At 36.0% G+C, this 20,869-nt stretch carries 17 protein-coding genes and 1 pseudogene; 10 read left to right on the forward strand and 8 right to left on the reverse strand.

Going from position 1 to position 20,869, the window contains the following annotated elements:
• Positions 1-10: 10 nt before the first annotated feature.
• The 3 genes from istB to C3F22_RS18250 form a co-directional block, all read right to left on the reverse strand.
• A complete protein-coding gene (gene istB, locus C3F22_RS04695; RefSeq protein ID WP_104425928.1) occupies positions 11-748 on the reverse strand; it encodes an IS21-like element helper ATPase IstB in 738 nt (245 codons plus the stop codon).
• On the reverse strand, positions 741-2,306 hold the full coding sequence (gene istA, locus C3F22_RS04700; protein ID WP_103800881.1) for an IS21 family transposase: 1,566 nt from the start codon (positions 2,304-2,306) through the stop codon (positions 741-743). The genes istB and istA overlap by 8 nt, the downstream gene beginning before the upstream one ends.
• 156 nt (positions 2,307-2,462) lie before the next feature.
• Positions 2,463-2,639 (reverse strand): Arc family DNA-binding protein, encoded by a 177-nt coding sequence (locus C3F22_RS18250; RefSeq protein WP_121980311.1) that lies wholly within the window; start codon positions 2,637-2,639, stop codon positions 2,463-2,465.
• A 79-nt stretch (positions 2,640-2,718) separates the two neighbouring features.
• On the opposite strand from C3F22_RS18250, the gene C3F22_RS04705 reads away from it, so the two are divergent.
• The 4 genes from C3F22_RS04705 (at position 2,719) to C3F22_RS04720 (ending at position 10,144) form a co-directional block, all read left to right on the forward strand.
• Positions 2,719-3,666: an Arc family DNA-binding protein gene (locus C3F22_RS04705; protein ID WP_103800883.1), complete on the forward strand. Its 948-nt coding sequence runs from the start codon at positions 2,719-2,721 to the stop codon at positions 3,664-3,666.
• A 539-nt stretch (positions 3,667-4,205) separates the two neighbouring features.
• Positions 4,206-8,423 carry an RHS repeat-associated core domain-containing protein gene (locus tag C3F22_RS04710; protein WP_104425929.1) on the forward strand — a complete coding sequence of 1,406 codons (4,218 nt, stop codon included), beginning with the start codon at positions 4,206-4,208 and terminating at the stop codon, positions 8,421-8,423.
• Positions 8,424-8,454: 31 nt separating this feature from the next.
• Entirely contained in the window at positions 8,455-8,799 is a 345-nt protein-coding gene (locus C3F22_RS04715) for a hypothetical protein (protein ID WP_103801056.1), read from the forward strand.
• Positions 8,800-9,262: 463 nt separating this feature from the next.
• Positions 9,263-10,144 carry an IS982-like element ISAba9 family transposase gene (locus C3F22_RS04720; protein ID WP_004282326.1) on the forward strand — a complete coding sequence of 294 codons (882 nt, stop codon included), beginning with the start codon at positions 9,263-9,265 and terminating at the stop codon, positions 10,142-10,144.
• A gap of 297 nt (positions 10,145-10,441) precedes the next feature.
• Here C3F22_RS04720 and C3F22_RS04725 read toward each other — a convergent pair whose 3' ends face one another.
• Complete coding sequence (locus C3F22_RS04725; protein WP_104425930.1) at positions 10,442-11,314, reverse strand: competence protein CoiA family protein; 873 nt, start codon at positions 11,312-11,314, stop codon at positions 10,442-10,444.
• A gap of 103 nt (positions 11,315-11,417) precedes the next feature.
• On the opposite strand from C3F22_RS04725, the gene C3F22_RS04730 reads away from it, so the two are divergent.
• From C3F22_RS04730 to C3F22_RS04740, 3 genes are all read left to right on the forward strand, one after another.
• Positions 11,418-12,407, forward strand: a complete 990-nt coding sequence (locus tag C3F22_RS04730) for a hypothetical protein (RefSeq protein ID WP_104425931.1) — start codon at positions 11,418-11,420, stop codon at positions 12,405-12,407.
• Positions 12,408-12,440: 33 nt separating this feature from the next.
• Positions 12,441-13,127 (forward strand): metallophosphoesterase, encoded by a 687-nt coding sequence (locus C3F22_RS04735; RefSeq protein WP_104425932.1) that lies wholly within the window; start codon positions 12,441-12,443, stop codon positions 13,125-13,127.
• A gap of 894 nt (positions 13,128-14,021) precedes the next feature.
• Positions 14,022-15,187, forward strand: a protein-coding gene (locus C3F22_RS04740) for an IS3-like element ISAba22 family transposase (RefSeq protein WP_087748731.1) whose coding sequence is annotated in 2 segments (ribosomal slippage) — positions 14,022-14,280 and positions 14,280-15,187 — 1,167 coding nt in all. Because the reading frame shifts where the segments join, the coding sequence is not laid out codon by codon here.
• A 140-nt stretch (positions 15,188-15,327) separates the two neighbouring features.
• On the opposite strand, the pseudogene C3F22_RS04750 reads toward C3F22_RS04740, so the two are convergent.
• Positions 15,328-16,030, reverse strand: a pseudogene (locus C3F22_RS04750) (transcriptional regulator); the annotation flags it as partial.
• 1,270 nt (positions 16,031-17,300) lie between these two features.
• On the opposite strand from C3F22_RS04750, the gene C3F22_RS04755 reads away from it, so the two are divergent.
• The 3 genes from C3F22_RS04755 to C3F22_RS04765 are packed head-to-tail and all read left to right on the forward strand — an operon-like array spanning position 17,301 to position 18,279.
• Entirely contained in the window at positions 17,301-17,549 is a 249-nt protein-coding gene (locus tag C3F22_RS04755) for a transposase (protein WP_248115011.1), read from the forward strand.
• Positions 17,550-17,593: 44 nt separating this feature from the next.
• The gene (locus C3F22_RS04760) at positions 17,594-18,082 is read left to right on the forward strand and encodes a transposase (protein ID WP_158651686.1); all 489 of its coding nucleotides are present in this window, start codon (positions 17,594-17,596) and stop codon (positions 18,080-18,082) included.
• A 2-nt stretch (positions 18,083-18,084) separates the two neighbouring features.
• A complete protein-coding gene (locus tag C3F22_RS04765) occupies positions 18,085-18,279 on the forward strand; it encodes a hypothetical protein (protein ID WP_104425933.1) in 195 nt (64 codons plus the stop codon).
• 10 nt (positions 18,280-18,289) lie between these two features.
• Here the strand turns inward: C3F22_RS04765 and bioB are convergent, their stop codons facing one another.
• The 3 genes from bioB to queG form a co-directional block, all read right to left on the reverse strand.
• Positions 18,290-19,291, reverse strand: a complete 1,002-nt coding sequence (gene bioB, locus C3F22_RS04770) for a biotin synthase BioB (protein WP_004784070.1) — start codon at positions 19,289-19,291, stop codon at positions 18,290-18,292.
• A gap of 139 nt (positions 19,292-19,430) precedes the next feature.
• The gene (locus C3F22_RS04775; protein WP_155757222.1) at positions 19,431-19,673 is read right to left on the reverse strand and encodes a hypothetical protein; all 243 of its coding nucleotides are present in this window, start codon (positions 19,671-19,673) and stop codon (positions 19,431-19,433) included.
• An 82-nt stretch (positions 19,674-19,755) separates the two neighbouring features.
• Positions 19,756-20,850: a tRNA epoxyqueuosine(34) reductase QueG gene (queG, locus tag C3F22_RS04780; RefSeq protein WP_004784066.1), complete on the reverse strand. Its 1,095-nt coding sequence runs from the start codon at positions 20,848-20,850 to the stop codon at positions 19,756-19,758.
• Between the last annotated feature and the right edge of the window lie 19 nt (positions 20,851-20,869).

The raw sequence follows: 20,869 nt of genomic DNA on the forward strand, positions 1-20,869 counted from the left end.
AAAGTTGCCCTTATTGAGAGTAGATTTTTTCCCGATAAGATCGACCAGAAATTTCTAACTCGTATGAACGATGTAAAATGCGATCCATAACTGCATCCGCAATCGTTGGATCTTGGAATTGTTCGAACCATAATCTTTTCGGAACTTGGCTGGTAATGAGCAAGCCACCATTTTGTGATTGCTTATCAATGATTTCCAAAAATGATGGAGCTAAAGACTGATTAAAACCACCTAATCCAAAATCATCAATAATAAGTAATTTCACAGAACATACCTTTTTCTTAAAATCTTTGATTTCACCTAATGTGATTGCACTGCTAATTTCATCGAATAGGCTTATTGCATTAAAATACATAGCACTATAGCTGAGATGACAAGCTTCTGCACCCAAAGCACAGGCTAACCATGATTTACCTACACCTGTCGCCCCAGAGATAATTAACCCTCTGCAATCACTGATCCACTCACAATTTGTATAACGAGAAATATCAGCCTTTTTTATCTTCCGTTCAGGGGCATAGTCAATATGCTCTAATCGTGCAGTTGGGTAACGAAACTTTGCAATCGAAAAAAGTCTTTCGATCCTTCTATTTGTCCGATCATTTAATTCTGCGTCTAGGCAAAAATCTAAAAAATCTTCAACGCTTTTACCTTGAGCAAGCATTTGATCTAAAGAAACCTCTGCTGTACGCAAGAAGCCTTTGAGTTTAAGCTGCTCTAATTTATCTTTCACAGATTGTTTAAGCATGAGCAACTCCAGAATTTTGTAAATAGTAATCAGCACCGCGGATATTATGGTGGGATGTTGGAATATGACTTAATGCATCTGACAAAGGTTGTTGCTGGATTTGATAAGCACTGTTTGCAATGATGCGTTGTAGTCGATCCACAGCATAAATTTGTCGTTGTGATGCAAAATCACAAGCCTCTTCAAGACAATGGGACTTTTGATTGTCAACTACCCATTTTCTCAACTTGTTCAATGATTTAATATTTCTAGAAAGATCACGTTTTTGATTTAAAATATGGCATACATACTGTGAAGTATTTGGGCCAGCCCGATTTGCCCAATAAATAATTTCATCTTTTGATAAACCTTTTTGAGTAAGGTGTGTAGGTGACATATGTTCATCAAGACATATATCTTGGCGAATACCGTAATTAATTGCATGTTCCGCAATTTTTTCACGCTCATAAAAGATATGTAGTGTTGATTGAGTAACTTTGAGATCGACATGCAAATGTATATGGGTATAAGGAACTGAATATTGATTCCCATCATATTCAACTCGATAGAATTCACTCACCCGCACATGTCTTTTCCATGAACAGAGTTCATAAGGATAAAGTGGTAATGGTGATATATCCTTGCTATCCAGCGACAAAAACTGTTCGTAGCGACTGATGGTAAAACGTCGAGTTGTTTTTCGATTGATGATATCCATCTTTTGCTGAATGGCTTGGTTTAATTCTTCAATAGAAAAGAATTTTTGATTTCGTAATGAAGCAAGTACTGCACGTTGCACAATCTGAACACTGACTTCAGCTAGACCCTTATCTTTTGGATGACGAGGACGAGTTGGAATAATTGCAAAATCATAATGTGCAGCAAAGTCTTCAAAATCTTTTTGAAAGATTAAGCCCGTCTTATTATTTTTAATGACTGCTGATTTGAGATTGTCTGTGATTACGGTTGCAGGAACACCACCGATATGATCAAAAGTTTTGATAAAACATTCAAGCCAATGCTCCACCCTTTGACTTGGCACAGCATAAGCAAATGTATAAGCAGAAGCCCCTAGAACCCCTACAAATACTTGAGCATAGCTCTTTGACCCATCTACAGGTGAAGTAATTTCCATTGTTCTACCACAGAAATCAACAAGTAAAGCCTCACCACTCTTAAAAGTTTGGCGCATTGACGCATGTTTTTTATTGCGAAAATGATTTAATACATGGCAAAAACGAGAATATGAAAGACCTTCTTTATATTGAGCAATATATTCTTGCCAAAGGAGTTCCAGAGTCATATCCCGCTTTTTGAGCTCTTGATTGATATATTCAAAATCAGGATAGATTTTTCGTGTTGGGTAAGTTGGAGTGCGTGAAATCTCAAAATAATCCAACAACTCCAGATTAGTAAATAAATTAAGCTCACTATTATCAATCGGAAAAAGTGTTAATTTATCAAAAATCGTTTTTACAGAACTGCGGTTAGTCCGAGCCTGTATCGCTGTTGACCTTTGGCTATACCCAAGATTAAGTAGTCGAACAATTTGCCTAATTTTATCTGTTTCAATACGCATAGGAATGGACCTCTTTGGTTTAAAAGAGGCAGAAAGCACTGCGTGAACATTGATAAATCAATCGATGTTCAATACAATGAAGTTGTCTTGACGGCAAAATTAAGACAACTTTAGAGACTCATGTACCCGCATGAGTCTCTATTATTTCTGCCGTATTTAGTTATCTTTCATCTGTTGTACATCGCTAGGAATTTGCAAAAATTGCTTTAAAATAAAGTTAATTTGAGCATTCATGGATCTTTGTTGAGCAATAGATTCTTCCTGTAATTGCTTTCTTAAATGAGCAGGAATACGAATTTTAAGCTGAGCAAGTTCATGAGTATTGGGGTTCATAGAAACCTCTTTGGACCACATTGGTTTAAATATTTTAAACCAATGTGGTTTATATATCAATATATAAGGTCCATGTTCTATGAGTCTATTAACTGATTCTCAAGTAAAACTCAGAATACCCACTGAATTAAAACAAAGAATTGAAGCTGAAGCACAAGATGCAAAACGTTCAATGAATGCAGAAATTGTGTCACGTCTTGAAAATAGTTTTAATTTTAAAAAGTTAGATGCAGAGAATGGGAATACTATATTAAGTCCTTACCAACTTTTAGATCGTAAAAAAGAATTATCAGATAGATTAGTTCATGCTATTCAATGGGCGAATTTCAATAACTTTCGAGAGTTAAAATATTCACATATTGCAGAACAGCTTGGGTATGAAACAGCAGAAATCTTTTTGGATTGGGTACAAGGTAAACATGAACCTACATTTGTTGAACTCAGAAAAATCGCTGAATTCTTAGGGGTAGAGCAAGATTGGCTGGTGCATGGTGATGGCTATCCAACACCACATTCTTCCTTCGATGCTTCAGGTTCACCTGAGCGAGATATTCTAGAGCTATTTCAAACAGAAGGCATCTCTGATCATGAAATTTTTATGAGCAAAGTTAAAAAGATTCACTTTGTAAGGAATATCTCCCCTGAGGGTGAGTTAGTGATTGTTCGAGAATATAAGAATGAGAAAGTAAATGTATTGGAAACTCGAGCTCATATTTCTACAGTAATTGGTGATGGTGGGCGAAGAATGCTGCAAAATTTTGCGAGTTTATGGGCTCACCTTTATGATAGTCCTCACCGTAATTCAGTACATAGTTATTTAATGAAGAAAGAAAAATTTAATGAGCTTCGTAAACTATACACACACCCTTTAGCTCTCCTACACCATACTCAACCATCTTATTGGTGGGAGGAAATTTGGAGAAAGCAGCCAAGTGCTCACACTGCACAACTATATGAAGGCCAATGGTCTGATTGGTTATCTACTGTTCATGTTGCAAGTGAAGGAATTAAAGATACGAATTCATAATCTTGATAGGTAAAAGTAATAAATTTAAATACTTTTCAGATTTTTCTTAAGAAATAGTACCGTATAACAGCCAAATTAACTAAACACTAAAAAGAAGTTAGCGGTATATTTTTAAATATCAAATACTTAATACCAGTAGTTATTTAATTAAAACAACGTTATTGGTGATAAATTTATTTGTCTATTAACTGGTTCTGTTTACAAAACTTGCTAAATTAGAAAATCTCCCTCCCATCCAAATTTAGCTTATATCTTGGGTGTGAGGTCTACCTATGGAAATGTCTGATTCTGCTTGATCATTACAATTGGAATTAAACCAAATGGAAATATTTCCACGGTTGATGGAGGCTTGACTGTATGAGGATGAATTAGTGGTTTTGTAGCTGTTTGGGGAGTGTGATTCATGCCTTAGTAAGGAGCAGCAACAAAGCTATGTAATGGAAATGAAGGAAGTCAAAGAAAAATAACTTTTATTGAGAATGATTATTGACTATATTTTTTTTGTGTTTATTATGTAATTTTTATAGGTATAAAAAATTATGTCTTATAACTCTGAAAAGAAATTAGTTAAATTGTATTGTGGAGATAAGATAAAAATCTACTTTTTATTAATTCTAAATCTAGTTTTTATTAATAATTTAGCTATAGCAAATACTACTCAATTGCCAGTTATCAGTGTGAAAGCTACTCAAGATAACTTTGGTTGTACGACTTGTTTAAATCAATTTCGAGCTTATGATGCTCCAGGTACTAGTATTCCTTGGGTACCTCCAGTTTTTATACTTCCAACAATAAATAGTAACTCTTCTGCTGAAATAAATTGTGATAAAACGAATAATCCAATTACAATAAGTAATGGGCAAAAAACTCAAAAAGAAATTGATTTTACCATGAAAGGTGAAATGCCCTTAGAGTTTATTCGTTTTTATAACTCAAGAAATTCCGGTGCTTCAGATTTTTCGAAAAATGGTAAGTGGAAACATAGTTATGATTATAAATTATTACGAGATGACATTGGTAGTTTTTATAGACAAAACCCTGAAGGTATTATTGAGCTAGTCAGAGATCATAATAATAAAAACACTGCTGTTTTAGCTAATTTTGATGCAAAACTTGTTGAGGATGAAGACTTTAAGAATATTTTTAATATTAATTATACGCTAACATACAATGACGGAAGTGTCGAGGTATATCATGGGGGGACAGGAGAAATTTTAAAAAAAATTAACTCTCATGGCGTGGGGTGGACTTTTAAATATAATTTATCTAGAAATAGTGACTTTATTTATGTTCTTGATACTTTGAATGTAATACATACAAGTGGCAAAAAAATAACTTTAAAGTGGTCGGGGGATAAAATAATTAGTGCAACAGATGCTAATAATAATGTATATAATTATTCTTATAATGGTGATAGGTTGGAGAAGGTTCATTATCCAGCTAATAATAGTGTAAAAACTTATCATTATGGAGAGAATGGGGCTGAAAGCCAAGTCTTAACTGGAATATCAGTTGATGGTAAAAGATACAATACATACTATTATAACGGTAATCAAGCAATACAAAGTGGTAGAAGCGATGGAACACAAACGGATAAATTAACTTTTGGTGGTAACTATACAATAGTTACTAATGCCCTAGGGGCTATTTCAAAGTATATTTATACTGATAATAATAAAAATAAACTTGCTAAGATTGAACGTAGTGGCGTAAGCAATTGCCCTAATAGCAGTGTATCAACTACTTATGATAGTAATGGTTATATTAGTTCTAGTACAGATTGGAATGGTAATACAACAGAATATACAAGGGACGCTACTGGTAAAGTTACACAGCAAATTACAGGTATAAAAGGTACAGATCGTAGTCGAATCACGACTATTAAATATCAATGGGCACCAGCTTCTAATCTTTTAAGTAAAATAGAACGCTACGGTAGTTACAATAGTATAAATAATCAGCCGATTGATGAAGTCGTTTATGAATACTATCCTGTGACACATCTTGCTAAATATAGAATTAAAAGCGTTAAGCAATGTAGTAAGCAGAATACAACCATTTGTAGCATTACAGGTTATGGTTATACCTTCCATAGTAATGGTATGCTCAAAGATGTAGCAATCAATAACAATGGAAAAACAACAACATATAATTATGATGCAGTTGGAGACTTGACCCAAACAAGAAATGCTCTGGGACACATCACCAGTTATAGTAACTATAATGGACTAGGGCAAGCCGGTAAAATCACGGATGCTAATGGTTTAGTTACTGAGTTTACTTATGATGCTCGTGGGCGTATCACAATTGAAAAAGAAATCTTAGCCAGCAATCAGGTTCGTACAACGACTTATCAATATGGTGCTTTTGGGGTTACCCAGATTGAACGTAATGGTATGAGGGAAACCATTAATTATAATGATAATGGTACCATTGCGAGTATTACCCATGGTGTCGGAAATAGTATCACTAGCGGACAGTATTTTACTTATTCTAAATTGGGTAAGCTGTTAACTATCGAATATAGAGAGGGTAATAATGTTAGATACTCTCAAGCGAATGAACATAATCAACTTGGTTGGACAACAGCAGATAAAGGAAATAATAGTCAAAATATTCGTTATAATTACGATGCTAATGGCAATCTGATTAAAAAAACGGACTCGCTAAATAAAGCCACAACCTATCAATATGATGTATTCAATCAACTCAATACACAAGTTAATCCAGATGGAAATACAATAGAATATCGTTACGGAGGGGCTAATGAGTTAAGGTTTGTTAAAGATGCTCGTGGCACAACGACAGCATATAGTTACGATGGCTTTGGTAATCTAATAATGCAAAGTAGCCAAGATACGGGAGTGTCATCCTATGAATATGATCAAAATAGTAATTTGATTAAACTGACACGTGCAAACAACGTTGTGACGACATATACGTATGATGCACTTAATCGACGAACCAAGGCACAAACAGGTAATGAAATCCAAACATGGACTTATGATAATTGTACAAACGGTAAAGGTCGCCTCTGTGCTATTTCAGATGGTATTACTTCTAAAAGCTATAGTTATACAAAAGATGGGCAATTAAGTGTACAAATAACCAAAACTGATGGTGTCAGTTATCCAGTTTATTGGACCTATGATGAATATGGTCGATTAATCGGTGAAAGTCGAGCCAGTGATGGTTTTAAGGTGAGTTATCATTATGATGCTTTGAGCCGAGTTAATTCAGTAAAGGTAAAAATACAAGGTATAGACCAGACTGTAGTAAGTAATATTCAATATGAACCCTATGGTGAAATTAAAAACTGGACGTATGGCAATGGCTTAATTAAAACCAATACTTTTGATCGAGATTATCGCCTGACAGCCATCAAGACTCCAACTATTCAAGATTTAGTATATAACTACAACAATAATAATTGGTTAAGTAAAATTACCAATAGCCAAGAAAGCAATAAAACCACAACCTATAGTTATGATGTTTTAGGACAATTGACCAAGTCAGCCTCTCCCCTTTATAGCGAAAGTTGGACTTTCGATGGAAATGGTAATCGTCTCACACGTACCGGCAATACCAATCTAATTACTAATTACCAAACAAGTACAGCGAATCGCCTAGCAAGTACGTCTACAACTGAAGCTAAACAATTCACTTATAGTAGTCTTGGTAATTTGACCAAGAAAACAGGACATGGTGGTACAGTCGATTACACCTATGATGGCTTTAACCGTTTAAAAACAGTTAAATCTGGTAGTGTAACAAATACTTATGATTATGATGTCTTTAATTTGCGTAGTCGTAAGATGAGTAGTGCGGGTAGTATTAATTATGTCTACGCGCCTGACGGACGACTATTAGCTGAATCTGGATTATCAGCGACACAAACAGGTGGTTTAGGTAGCGTATATATCTGGTTGGGTGGACAAGTAATTGGTGTGGTACGGGGTAACAAAGTAAATTTTGTTCATAGTGACCATTTGGGGCGACCAGAAGTCCTAACCAATGTCAGTAAAGCGGTAGTTTGGAAAGCACAGACGAGCAGTTATGATAGTTCAATGGTTCAAAGTAGTATTGGACAATTTAACATCGGTTTTCCTGGACAGTATTATGATACTGAAAGTGGGCTTTGGTATAATTGGAATCGTTACTATGATCCAAGTATAGGCCGTTATACGCAAAGTGATCCGATAGGACTGGCTGGTGGATTAAATACTTATGCTTATGTAGAAAATGACCCTATCAATTCAACTGATGAAAATGGACTAAATCGTCGAGTAATGAATCCATCTAATGGTTCATCTACTATCAATTTTCAAGCAGCCTCTTTAATCAACCAAATACGACGTTATGATCCATCTTTTAGTTATTCAACGGTTAGTCCTAATTATAGTCCAGCAAGATATAATAGAAATGATATTAATATATTGAATCAACAACTTAGGGAATTAACTTCAAGAACGACTTGCTTACCTGATAGTGCGTGGGCAGGAAAAGCTCCTCATCAGGTAGAACCAGGTATCAGATATAGAGAGCAGAATAGATATAATTCACGCACAGGAAACATGGAAAGGTCAGAAGTATTTTATGATCAATATGGTAGACAAATGCGAAGAATCGATTATACAAATCATGGGTATGGTAATAGAAATGATCCAAAAAATTACCATAGCACCCCACATACTCATTTATATGAATATGGTCCAGGGACAGTTGGCGGTAGAAACATTATGATAAATCATGATTGAGTTTTTAAATATATAAATATTGGAGAGTACGATGAGCTTGGAAATATTGAATAAAGAATTTAATAATTATGATGAGGTTTTTAATTTATCATTTAAGTATGACTTTATTAACCAGTGTTATAATTTGGAAATTATTTTGGCCGATAATTTGAGGGACTTTATTGAATCAAAGTTTTTAAAGGTATTGTTTTTTAATGTAAGTGACTTAAATATATCTAAATTAAATGGAATTTATAATCAATTTTTTAAGATGCTAATTGTAAATAATGACGAAGGTTTAGAGAATGTGTTTTATGAATTAATCCAAACTGAAGAAGATAATATTTATTGTAAATTTAGGGATTATTCATTTGAGTTATTAAGTTATATTGAATGAGTGAGGTAATAAGCTGAAAATTTAGAATGGTGCCGTAGCTTTATAGATCAATATCATGATGTGGACTCTAAATTTTGGTATATGAGAGGGCCTCACATAAATAACAGAAATTAAAAGCATAGGTTAAGCAGCCATTAAAGTTGGTCTTTTCTTGGTTTGCTTCAGATGGTCTTTCCTAGTGTAATGCCACAACCAATTTTTTCCATAATATTTTACTTGCTCCAATGTATTGAACAAATGTTTGCTCACCTAACGGCTTTGTCCAAAAAATCCATTAAAGTGGTATAGCACGAACAGGATTGACTGGTATGGCAGGAACAGGAATGGGTGGTACTTTTATGCAAGAATATGCAGTTTGTGATAGAAATAATATATCCATTACCCCAATCTCAACTTTTTAAGTGATTGAAATAAAAAGGACATAACCCTATTTTAGTTTCCACCAAGAAATTAAAGCAAAGTTATGTCCATTGAAGAATTTATCATTTTTGTCTATGTAATCATAGAAGAACTTTATCCCATTGTTGTTACTCAGCCCCTGAGAACTCGTGGTTTTCCGCCTGCTGTTACTGATGCAGAAATCATCACTATGCAAATAGTAGGTGAATTTCTTGGTTTAGATACAGACAAAAATATTTGGATGTATTTCAAAAACAATTGGTTAGAATGGTTTCCAAAATTAGGATCTTATCCCAATTTCTGTAAACATTGTGCAAACCTGTGGCATGTCAGTCAATCCATTATGGCACAGCTCATTCAGCGTTATGGTTCAGATAACATTCACTTTATTGATGGCTTCCCACTCCCTGTCTGTAGTTATACCAGAGCTAGAAAGCATAAAAACTTTAAAGAATACGCAGGTTTTAGTTATTGTGCTGCAAAACAAGAAAAATATTATGGTTTCAAAGCTCATATCGTCATTAATCTTTCAGGCATGATTTCGGGTTATACCTTTGCACCTGCTCATTGTGATGAGCGAGATGTTGCACCTGAAATTACGAATGATATTTACGGTTTACTGGGAGCAGATAAGGGCTATTTAAGACCAGAATTGAAACGATATTATGAATATCAGGGTATTGATTTACAAACACCCTTTAGAAAAAACATGATAGATTTCAGACCTAAAGAGACACTGCAAATACTGATGAAAGCCAGAAGAAAGATTGAAACAGTGATTGGTCAATTAACAGATCGCTTTCACATTCAGAAAGTGAGGGCAAAAGATCTATGGCATTTAACCCACCGCATAACTCGTAAAATTCTGTCGCATACAATTTGTGTGGTGCTAAATAAAAAGCTTGGTCATTCACCAATTCAATTCGAAAATCTTATTTTAAGTTGAGATTGGCGTATCCATTATGAACTTTAGTCTTCTTAACCTTATTTTTTTCTTTATCAAGATGATTGCGTTGTAGTGCTTAATAAATCGGCAACTATTAAAAGAGTACAGATGGTGCAAAGCTTAGAGTAGTGCCATTTAACGTATATGAATTGCAAAATTTAAAAATTACTAGTGTTTTCTCTATACGATAAGTGCGATATTGGGTACTAAACGGTACTTTTTGACTAGTTAAGTTCCAATTTTCGCACTTATCGTATTACATATATGCATAGACAGGAAATTTATAGGGGATACCCTTCATTCATTGAGTACTTGGAGTCGTTCTATAACTTTCTCGGAAAATGGTAGCCAATAGTTCCAGGATTTATATGTTGGATTATATGAACCACGTCCTTCACGTTTCCATTCTTTAAGCAATGCAATGATTTCTGGGTTATATGTACTATTTACTGAGATCATCCCACTCGAAAAATGGCGTACATTTACATGCATGCCTTTTACTTTAAATTTATAGTCCTGCCAAGTTGGAGTAGTGTTCTGTTGTGACGAGGTCATGTGTGATGTGGCGGGTACGTGCGTAGGATTAGTAGCTTTTTGCTGCGCACTGGTTTCCTCTGAAGGGAATGGATAAACCCATCTTCTATTTTCTATATTTTCAAGGATTTGCTGTTTGGCTTCGATACTTGGAATTGCAATATCACTTTTAAGAAGTGGCGATAAATCGATTTGAATGCATTTTGATTTTAAGACTTCAATACGTTTGAGTTTTTCAGCATCAATAAAATGAGTAACTGCAATTTCAATTAAAATAGGTTCCCCATCAAAATAACCAATAAGATCAGGACGGATTAAGCCTAGAGAGAATTCAGGGAGTAAGTTTTCGAAGGTCCACCATGCTGCCTCATTATCTGATTCAGGTAAAGCGGGAAGCATAAGTCCCATAGATTCAAGAATAACTTCTTTAGCATATTTATGGAGTACAGATTCAGGGTTAATGGTACAGCTTGCTTTATTACTTGCATGAGCAAAATGATGTTCCTTAATCTCACCTTTACGAGCGATAACGGCTTCACCGCATTCAAAGCAAGTACACTGGCAAGCGAGTCCACGTTCAACCTGCTCAATATTAACCAATTTATTATTTTCGTTTAATGCAATATGCATCGTCATGACTAAAATCCTTAGTGAAGTTGATTTACTCACTCACTATGCTTATGGTCTAATTCTGATAACACTGTATAAACGGGGTATATACGGGTATGTGGGGGTTTAAGTGTTTGAATTAAAATTAAAAGTTTTTTCAATTTTATGGAGTGTGCTCAAGGATGATTTAGCACAAAATAGGGCTTATGAATGCTTAAAGGTAATGTGTGCTGCGACGCTTGGGCTATTAAAGGGGCAAGTTGATGATCATGTTGCCTATTCAAGGTATAAATTGAAGGCAGCTGTAGATGGGAAGCTTTCTGCGGATAACGTAGATCCAAAAGAATTAGGAAAATGGATCAATGAAAGAAAACTGAATGAATACCTTGAGCGTTTAAGTTCTAAGCATATTCAAAAATTTTCCGAAATCGGATATGTGCCGGTTGTACGCACGAACGACACTGTTGGTGGAAAAGGTAATGAGCGTCTTTTTTGGTTGGACATTCAAGAGACTGTAATTGAAAGTGTTGATGAAAAATTAGTAAATGAGGAAGATATTGAGTACATCACTTATGAACGTGTAGATTCTTCAGCAATAAAGATGTCGTGGTTTTATCGATTTATATTTAAGAATGGTGAAATAAAAAATAAAAGTATAAGAGGACTGTTTATGCTGATAGTTCTCTTTGGCGGTTTTATTTCATGGGCTTTATATGTTTGTGCATTTTCAATAGTTTTAGTACGTGAAGGACAAAACTTCACGACACTTGATTTGTTATTTATAGTCTGTCTAATTGGATTTTCTTACCTATCATTCAAATATTGGTTCGTTCCAATGTGGAATTTACCGGAGCATCGTGTCATTAAAGCACCTATGACGTTTATTTCATTAGCTGAAGAACATGCTGATATTGAGATGTATCGTGATAGAGAGCGTAATCAATTAACACGTGTAACTCGGTTTAGAGGGATATGTCCTATTTGTTCAGCAGAGGTTGTACTTAGAACTGGCCAAACTGATCATAATTTGCCATTAGTTGGACGTTGTGTAGAAAGTCCTTTTGCGCATGTGTATAGCTTTGATCGAGTGCTTATGATTGGAAAGCTGTTAAGTCGGTAATGATATTAAAATTAAGTGTGAAGAATTAAGTCAATGAGCTATTCTCCTATTTGTACAATCAATGCAAATCAAATGGATAATATATATGTGGTTGGTGATTTGCATGGCTGTTATAGCCTTTTGATGCAAGAGCTCAAGAAAATCAATTTTGACTTTCAAAATGACGGACTCATTTGTACAGGTGATCTTGTAGATCGAGGCGAAGAAAACTTAGAATGTATTTCTTTATTGAATCAATCTTGGTTTTTTACGGTACGAGGTAACCATGAAGAAATGTGCATAAGGTCGCCTCATGATCGTAAAATAAAAGATATACATGCACGTAATGGGGGGGAGTGGTTTTATCAACTGAGTGCGAAGCAACAATTTGAAATTATCGAACTATTTAAACAACTTCCTTTAGTTATTGAGGTTCAATTCGAACATAAAATCATTGGTGTAGTACATGCAGACGTCGATATTCATGATTGGAATGCTTTTAAGCACGACATTGCACAAGGCGACTATAAAATTTCAGGTGTAAGTTCGGCTTATGCGAATGCGCTGTGGGGGAGAGGACGTATCCGTAATCATTCAGAACATTACGATACTGTGGAAAATATTGATGAAATCTATCTGGGTCACACCATTGTAAAAGAGCATACTAAAATAGATAATTGCCATTACATTGATGTGGGTTCCTCTTTTACCAAGAAGCTTTGTATTGTAAAAATCCAGTAAACACGGTGATGTGGTAGGGGAGTTCGGTGGTGAAAAAAGTTCAACAGGTCAAAAAAGCAACACTTGAATCATGTATCCTAGCTTGTATCCCGTAATTTTTTAATATTAATTAGTGTAATAAAAACAATAGGGTAGGAGAGGGTTGTTGTCCGTCTGGGCCCACCAAATTTATCAAGCACTTAAGGGTAACTCTCTTAAGTGCTTTTTAATTCCAGATTCCATATAAGCACTATGTAATTAATTAAATAAAGTATAGAAGCAGATCCAAGTTTATTATCAGTATATTTAGAAAATAGAATAACCCCATAAAAGGTAGGATTTTGGTAGGTAGGTTTCTCTACAGATTTATTCCATACTTCTATTACGGTAAAGGCCTTTGATAATAAAAGAGAAATGATAGAAGGAATCAAACCATAGCTTTTAGGAAATTACAGATTAAAAAAAAACGGTTTACTTATCCCTTATGTTTATTTTATAAGGCTAGGGATGCACAAGTAGTCAAAATTTTTTAAAACGGCGCTGTAAGCCTCTATGTAAGTCAACTCTCCACTCGATGGACTTACATTTTTTTACGACCCTGCTCACGGCTTTTTGAAAGCGGGCCAAGAAAACGTATCTCCATACGGTCATTTTGGCTTATCCTAAATCCTTGAGGGGATAAGGAGCAGGCGTTGTTCTTTTCTCAAAAATTTAATTAGCTCAAAAACAGAAACTAAATACTTTTATTCTGAAGCAGGATAATATACTGTAGGTTTGATAAGAATAGAATCATATATCTTGCTATAAGTGATTTCTGTCCGCAGTTTATTAAATGAAAAGCAATCAAAATGATGTGTGCTGAAAAAACAGGAGGTTTTAACTTGGTAAACTAAACACACTCATCAGGAGTTTACCATGAGCAAGAAATACAAGACTTACACCACAGAATTTAAAGCTGAAGCCATCAAATTAATTGAAGCCAATCAAGGCAATGTCTCGGAAACAGCTAGACAACTTAGCATTTCAATGCAAACTCTTTCAAATTGGAATACCAAAGCAAAGGCTGGAACTTTAGCAGGTACAAAACAGTATTCACCTGATCTAAACGCTCTACTCGAAGAAAATAAAAAACTTAAACAACAGCTCAAAATAGCTGAAATGGAACGTGAATTTTTAAAAAAGGCAGCAGCGTACTTTGCCAAAGAAAGTCAGTAAGGTACGCCTATATGAAACAAAAAAGATATTCATTTCCAATTACCTTAATGGCTCGATTACTTCATGTTTCAGTTTCATGTTTTTATGATTGGCTCAAGAGAGGTGTGAGCAAAAGAACGATTCAACGAAATCAACAGACGATATTGGTGAAAATAGCCCATGAGGAGACAAGGCAGAGCTATGGTTATATTCGATTAACCAAATACTTACAAGCTCAGGGCATAAAAATGAGTATGTACGCTGTACGTCAGATAAAAGCGCTGAACCACCTGTATTGTAAGCGACACAAGCGTTTTAAAAGGACTACGAATAGTGACCATAATCGAGCGATCTATGAAAACCTGCTGGAGCAACAATTCTCAATGACTAGACCAAATCAAGCATGGTCAAGTGATATTACGTACATATGGACTGTTGAAGGATGGCTGTACTTAGCAGCGGTAAAAGACCTTTACACGAAGCAAGTGGTTGGCTATAGCTTAAATGAGCGCATGACAACACAGCTTGTTTGTAATGCGCTAAATATGGCTATTCACAATCAAAAACCAACCAAAGAACTGATTGTGCATTCAGACAGAGGAAGTCAATATTGCAGCCATGAATATCGAAATATACTTGAGCAATATGGTTTTCAAGGTTCAATGAGCAAGCGCGGAGACTGTTACGATAATGCACCGATTGAAAGCTTTTGGGGAATACTGAAAAATGAGTTAGTGCATCATTACAACTATCAAACCAGAGAAGAAGCCAAAGCAGATATTATAAAATACATTGAGTTATTTTATAATCATCGAAGAATTCAAAAGGGTTTGGGTTTTAAGACACCAAATCAAATGGCCGAAGACTTTTATAAGTTGGCTGCCTAAAATCTCCCAAGGGAAAGTCTCCTGATAATTCAGCGTATATCAAAATTATAAATTTTAAAGTATGGGGTGATTTTTTAATTTTTAGCTCAATTGAAAATTTATTATAAGCATAAAAGTTAAAATTAAATAACTGCTAATATTTAAATATCCTGAAATTTAAGTAATGCCTGATGCACTGGCTGACTCTTTGGCATCAATTCAATCAAGCGTTTTACTGTATCAATTGCTTCGGGGAAACGAGCTATATGTTTAAGCAATACATCCGTTTCATTTGCTTTAAAAATGGCATCACGCAGAATCGATATAACCGGCATCCAGAGACTGTTCTGTTTGCAGGAAATCGGCTTCTACATGAGCGAGTAGACGATAAGGCCGTGAACCCAACATGCCACCTAAAAGATCTCTAAGTTGTGACATTTCTGCTTTTAAGGTACCCATACTCACTTTGCGTTCACCATAGAGCGCCTGATGCAGATTATCCATACTTAAACCTTGTGGATATAAAGCTAAAATCGCAAGAATTTCAGTCTGACGTGGTGTAATTGTTAAAGCTTTACCATTAAAAATGACCTGTGGGACAAAAAAAGCACGAATATATAAACGCTGTCTTTGTGATTCCAGTAAAGCAGATTGAATAATTGAGGCACAGCGTTCTGCTGCCAGTAGACCCAAGCTATTATGCTTTTGCCATTCAGTGGATAAGGCAATTACACCCAGAATGTGTTTGGAATACGGATCAATAATGGGTGCAGCATAACAGGCCATATCTTGGACCGATGGCATGTAATGTTCGCTGGAAAACACGCAGCTAGACTGTTGGGTTTTGATCGACAGCGCGAATGCTCTGTTCTAGCTGTGCAGCATAAGATAGCGATAAACTACTGCTTTGGCGTAGCTGATCAATTTTTTGTCTGTGTAGTATCAGATTTTGCTCTGTCATCATTCCTTATTCTCACAATAATTCATGATTTACACCCATGGTAATTATTATTGTTTTTGTGAAGAATCAAAAGAAATGTAAACCTGTCGCATTTCAAACCTTTTTCTAACTTTATGATGATTATATTAATCTAATAATGTGAAGAAGTACCTTATACCAAAGCTGTAGATGCGACTTCGTCACATTAAAATAGGCAAAGGAAGTAGATATGCGTGATCTCGATTCGAATTTGCTTGGTCTAAAAATTCATTATAAAAATCTTTTAGTAGGTAATAGATCATTCCAGGTAAAGGCGAAGAATATTTTGATCATTTCTTCTTAGTTGGCACTAAAGCAGATTCTGGTTCACTTTTTTATGATCTATTTCAAACTAAAAAGCAGCTTTCAAATTTCAATTTTATAGAGGAAATTTAAGGAATTTAAAAGCATTAAACTCTGGCTAGTAGTTAGCTACACTGTAATGATTCCGACAAAATTATTTGAACGAATTTATAGAAAGCCTGAATCTATCTTCAGTCTTTTTCGAATCTCTCTAAGCCTGATATTGACTGAATCAGGCGTTATATAGCCTATAGAATAGTTTAAAGCTCAATTCCTTGTCTTATAAAAACCTTATTGATTAAAGATAACTTCTATAAATCAGTAACCTATGAAATGATGATGTTTGAATCGAAAGAAAACTTTAAAAAGCAGATGAAGTGTATTTGACAGAATGTAAAAATATGTTAATAAATATAATATGATTTTTAAACCAAAATCATGGATGTTTCAGGAAGAAAGATCAGGAAGCTGATAAAAAATAATTACAGGAGTTTTAGCAATGCTTCGATTATTAAAAAAAATATTTTGTCTGCACATTTATGAATACCAGCAAATGGAGGAAATTGGGGCAGATTGGGAATGCCGCAAATGTGGTACCCAAAGAGATTAAAAAAATACTGCAAGAAAAAGTGAGCAATATGCTCACTTTTTTATATCCATTATATTTAATCTAAACTCATATCCGTTAAAATCATTACCAGTATCACATGATGAGAAGGCTTAAATGAGCAAAGATTTCCATGCCAAAACCTATATTGTATAGCCAAATACTTAAAAATATAGAACAATAGAAACATGGGATATTCAAAAGATTTTAAAGACAAAGTCATAGAAATTATGACTAGAGATAAAATGTCTGTGCGAAAAGCAGCACAGCATTTTAACGTCTGTATACAGACGATTCAGAATTGGAAAAAGTCCACTGTAACTAAACCTATTCCTGGTCGCCCAGCTAAAATTAGCAAAGAGCAAATATTGAATGATGTTGAACAATATCCCGATGATTACATCAGTGAACGGGCAGAACGTTTTGGTGTCAGTACACATGCAGTATTTAATGCGCTACATGCTGCAGGAATATCGCGTAAAAAAAGACGTTAAAGCACCCTAAAGCAGATCAAAATCAACGTCGGCAATTTCAGAACTTGATTGAATGTTTAGAACAACAATTACCACTGGTTTATATCGATGAAAGTGGTTTTCAAAGCGAAAGTACGAGATCGCATAGTTATAGCTATAAAGGAGCGCGAGCTGAAGCTGAATTTAACTGGCAGTTAAAAAATTGTAGCAATGCGATTGGCGCATTAATCGAAAATAGATTGCTTACAGTTGGAGTATTTGATTGTTCAGTGAATACCGAGGTATTTGAATGCTGGATTGAACAGGATTTATTGCCAAAGCTGAAAAAAACCAGTGTATTGATTATGGATAATGCCACCTTTCACAAAGGAACAAGGCTTCAGGAGTTGATACGTTGTGCAGGCCATTACATTGTGTGGCTTCCTAAATATAGCCCGGACTTAAATCCTATAGAAAAAATGTGGTCACGAGTAAAAATGATTCGCAATAAATTTAGAGTTAAAGATATTGATAAATTGTTTAAAGATTACTGTAATGATTTATTTAGTATTTAGCTATAGATGAAAATCTGGCTGACACTTTGCACTGGTTAAGCCTGCATCAGGACTGTTATGACTCTTTTAGTTTTGATGCACTGACGCAGGAACTGGTCGTACATCATGCCAATGGAACAGACCAGATCCGGATCGGTGATTATCTCAATTCCAGTTATGGCATTTTAATTACTGCACATAACTTTTCAGCATCTTGAATTATTTCAATTAACTTGCCATTGCATCAGTCGCCAATGCGCGGATGCTTGGCTTAGGTTGTTCTGCTACCAGTCCCAATTTTTCAAAGAGCTGCTGGTCACGACCTTTGGCTGTATTTGGAGTCGTTAGCAGTTTTTCGCCTGAAAAAATCGAGTTGGCACCCGCCATAAATGCCAATGCCTGATCTGAGTCAGTCAGTGATTCACGGCCTGCCGAAAGACGGATATAACTTTTGGGCATCAGAATGCGGGCCACTGCAATAGTTCGAATCCATTCAATCACATCCAGTTTTTCAACATCTGCCATCGGTGTGCCTTCAATTGGCACCAGCATATTGATAGGTACAGATTCTGGGTGAATCGGAAGTGTAGAAAGCTCAAACAATAAACCGATCCGATCATTGCGACTTTCACCTAAGCCTACAATGCCACCACTACACACTTTCAAGCCAGCTTGGCGCACATGATCCAGTGTATCTAGTCGGTCATCAAAGCTGCGGGTACTGATAATATGTGAATAGTATTCACGTGACGTATCCAGATTGTGATTGTAATAATCCAGACCAGCATCTTTCAGGCGTTCTGCCTGTGAGGCATTCAGCATGCCTAAAGTCATACAGGTTTCGAGTCCAAGTGCTTTGACTTCACGTATCATGTCCAGCACATAAGGCATATCACGTTCATGCGGATTACGCCACGCTGCTCCCATACAGAAACGTGAACTGCCAGAAGCCAGAGCTTCTTTAGCTTCCTGAATTACTTTTTCTACTGCGATTCGTTTTTCCGCTTCGAGTTTGGAATCATAATGTGCGGACTGAGAACAGTATTTGCAATCTTCCGGGCATTTACCGGTTTTAATAGAGAGCAGGGTACTGACCTGAATGGTATTGGCATCAAAATATTGACGATGAACTTGTTGAGCTTGAAAGAGTAAGTCCATTAAAGGTTGTTGATACAGGGTCTCAATTTCTGCACGAGACCAATCATTACGTATTGGATCAATACTGTTCATCTGTCCATCCTTGTTCATATTTATTTATCAGGCTCCATCTTAAGTAAAAGTATCGCCGTCTTCATTAGCAAAATATGACCTTATAGAAAAAACAAAACCCACACAAGGTGGGCTTTGTTGTTGAACTCTTGATCGGACTTTATTCACGATGATTTCCGTGAATATTCTGGTTTTGTAAATCACTACGATGTTGCTTGTTTAATACACGTTCATCTTGTTCGTGCTGATTATTTTTTGGAGAGCCAAGCGGGCCATGTTGTGACTGCTGCTGTTGCTGTTGTTGCTCCTTCTGGTGTTGATGTTGCAACTCTTCAAGCTGTTCCTGATTTTGATGTTGTGTATCAGATGACTTTTGCATATCCACCTCCGGCTTTATTTCCATTCTTTTTCCTTTATGCCATAGCTTGCACAGTAACTGTGTAAGGCTTTGACGAGAAAATGTGAACCGAAGTAAAAATTGAAAATTACCGGGATTTTGCCAGTTGTTCCTGTATGGCCCAGTCAATATGAACTTGTACAATCTCATCATATTGATTCTGCTGAGCTTGTAATGCCTGGACAATCTGTGGATCAAAAGGCGCATTACCCAAGCCGATCGCAATATTGCGCATAAAGCTCTGATAGCCGGTACGCCGTAATGGACTGCCTTCAGTTGAGCTTAAAAATGTAGCTTCATCCCATTGCCAGAGATCCAGTAAACTCACTTGATCCAGTCCATGTCGGGGGTGAAAATCTTCAATATTGGTTTTCTGGGCAAAACTGTTCCACGGACAAATCAACTGACAATCATCACAACCAAAAACCCGGTTACCAATCCCTCGACGTAACTCTTCTGGAATGATTCCTTTATATTCAATGGTTAAATAAGCAATACAGCGACGTGCATCCAGCATATAAGGTTCAACAATAGCCTGTGTCGGGCAAATATCAATACAGGCTGTGCATGAACCACAATGTTTGCTTGCAGGCTCATCAAAGGGCAGTTCCAATGAGCTAAACAGTTCTCCTAAAACGAAAAAAGATCCGGATTTTTTGTGGATTAATAAAGTGTGTTTACCGGTCCAGCCCATGCCCGCACTTTCGGCCAGAGATTTTTCAAATACAGGTGCAGAGTCTGCAAAGGGGCGGGATTCAAATTCACCGACTTTTTCCCGAATTTTTGCAGCCAGCATTTTTAGGCGCCCGCGCATGGTTTTATGATAATCACGACCACGGGCATAACGGGCAATAATCGCAGAATTTGGTGCATAGGGCACTAAGCGCGGTTTTGGAAGATCGACCAGATAGTCCATTCGTACACAGATCACGGATTTGGTATTGGGAATAAGCAGTGTGGGATTGGCACGTTTTTCCAGATTTTCTTCCAGAAACTTCATATCACCGTGATAGCCGCGGTCTAAATATTCCTGCAAACGTACTAATTCTGCTTGAGCATCCGGTTTGGCAATGACACAATCAGAAAAACCCAGCTCTCGTGCCTGCGCTTTGATCCACGCTTTCAGTTCATTTGGATCTTGTTGATAAACTTGAATTTGCGCTTGGGAATCGGGTGTTGTCATAAACCAGAAACAGGAAATA

Origin of the sequence: Acinetobacter sp. ACNIH1 (assembly GCF_002934695.1) — a bacterium.
In the GTDB taxonomy this organism is placed as follows: domain Bacteria; phylum Pseudomonadota; class Gammaproteobacteria; order Pseudomonadales; family Moraxellaceae; genus Acinetobacter; species Acinetobacter variabilis.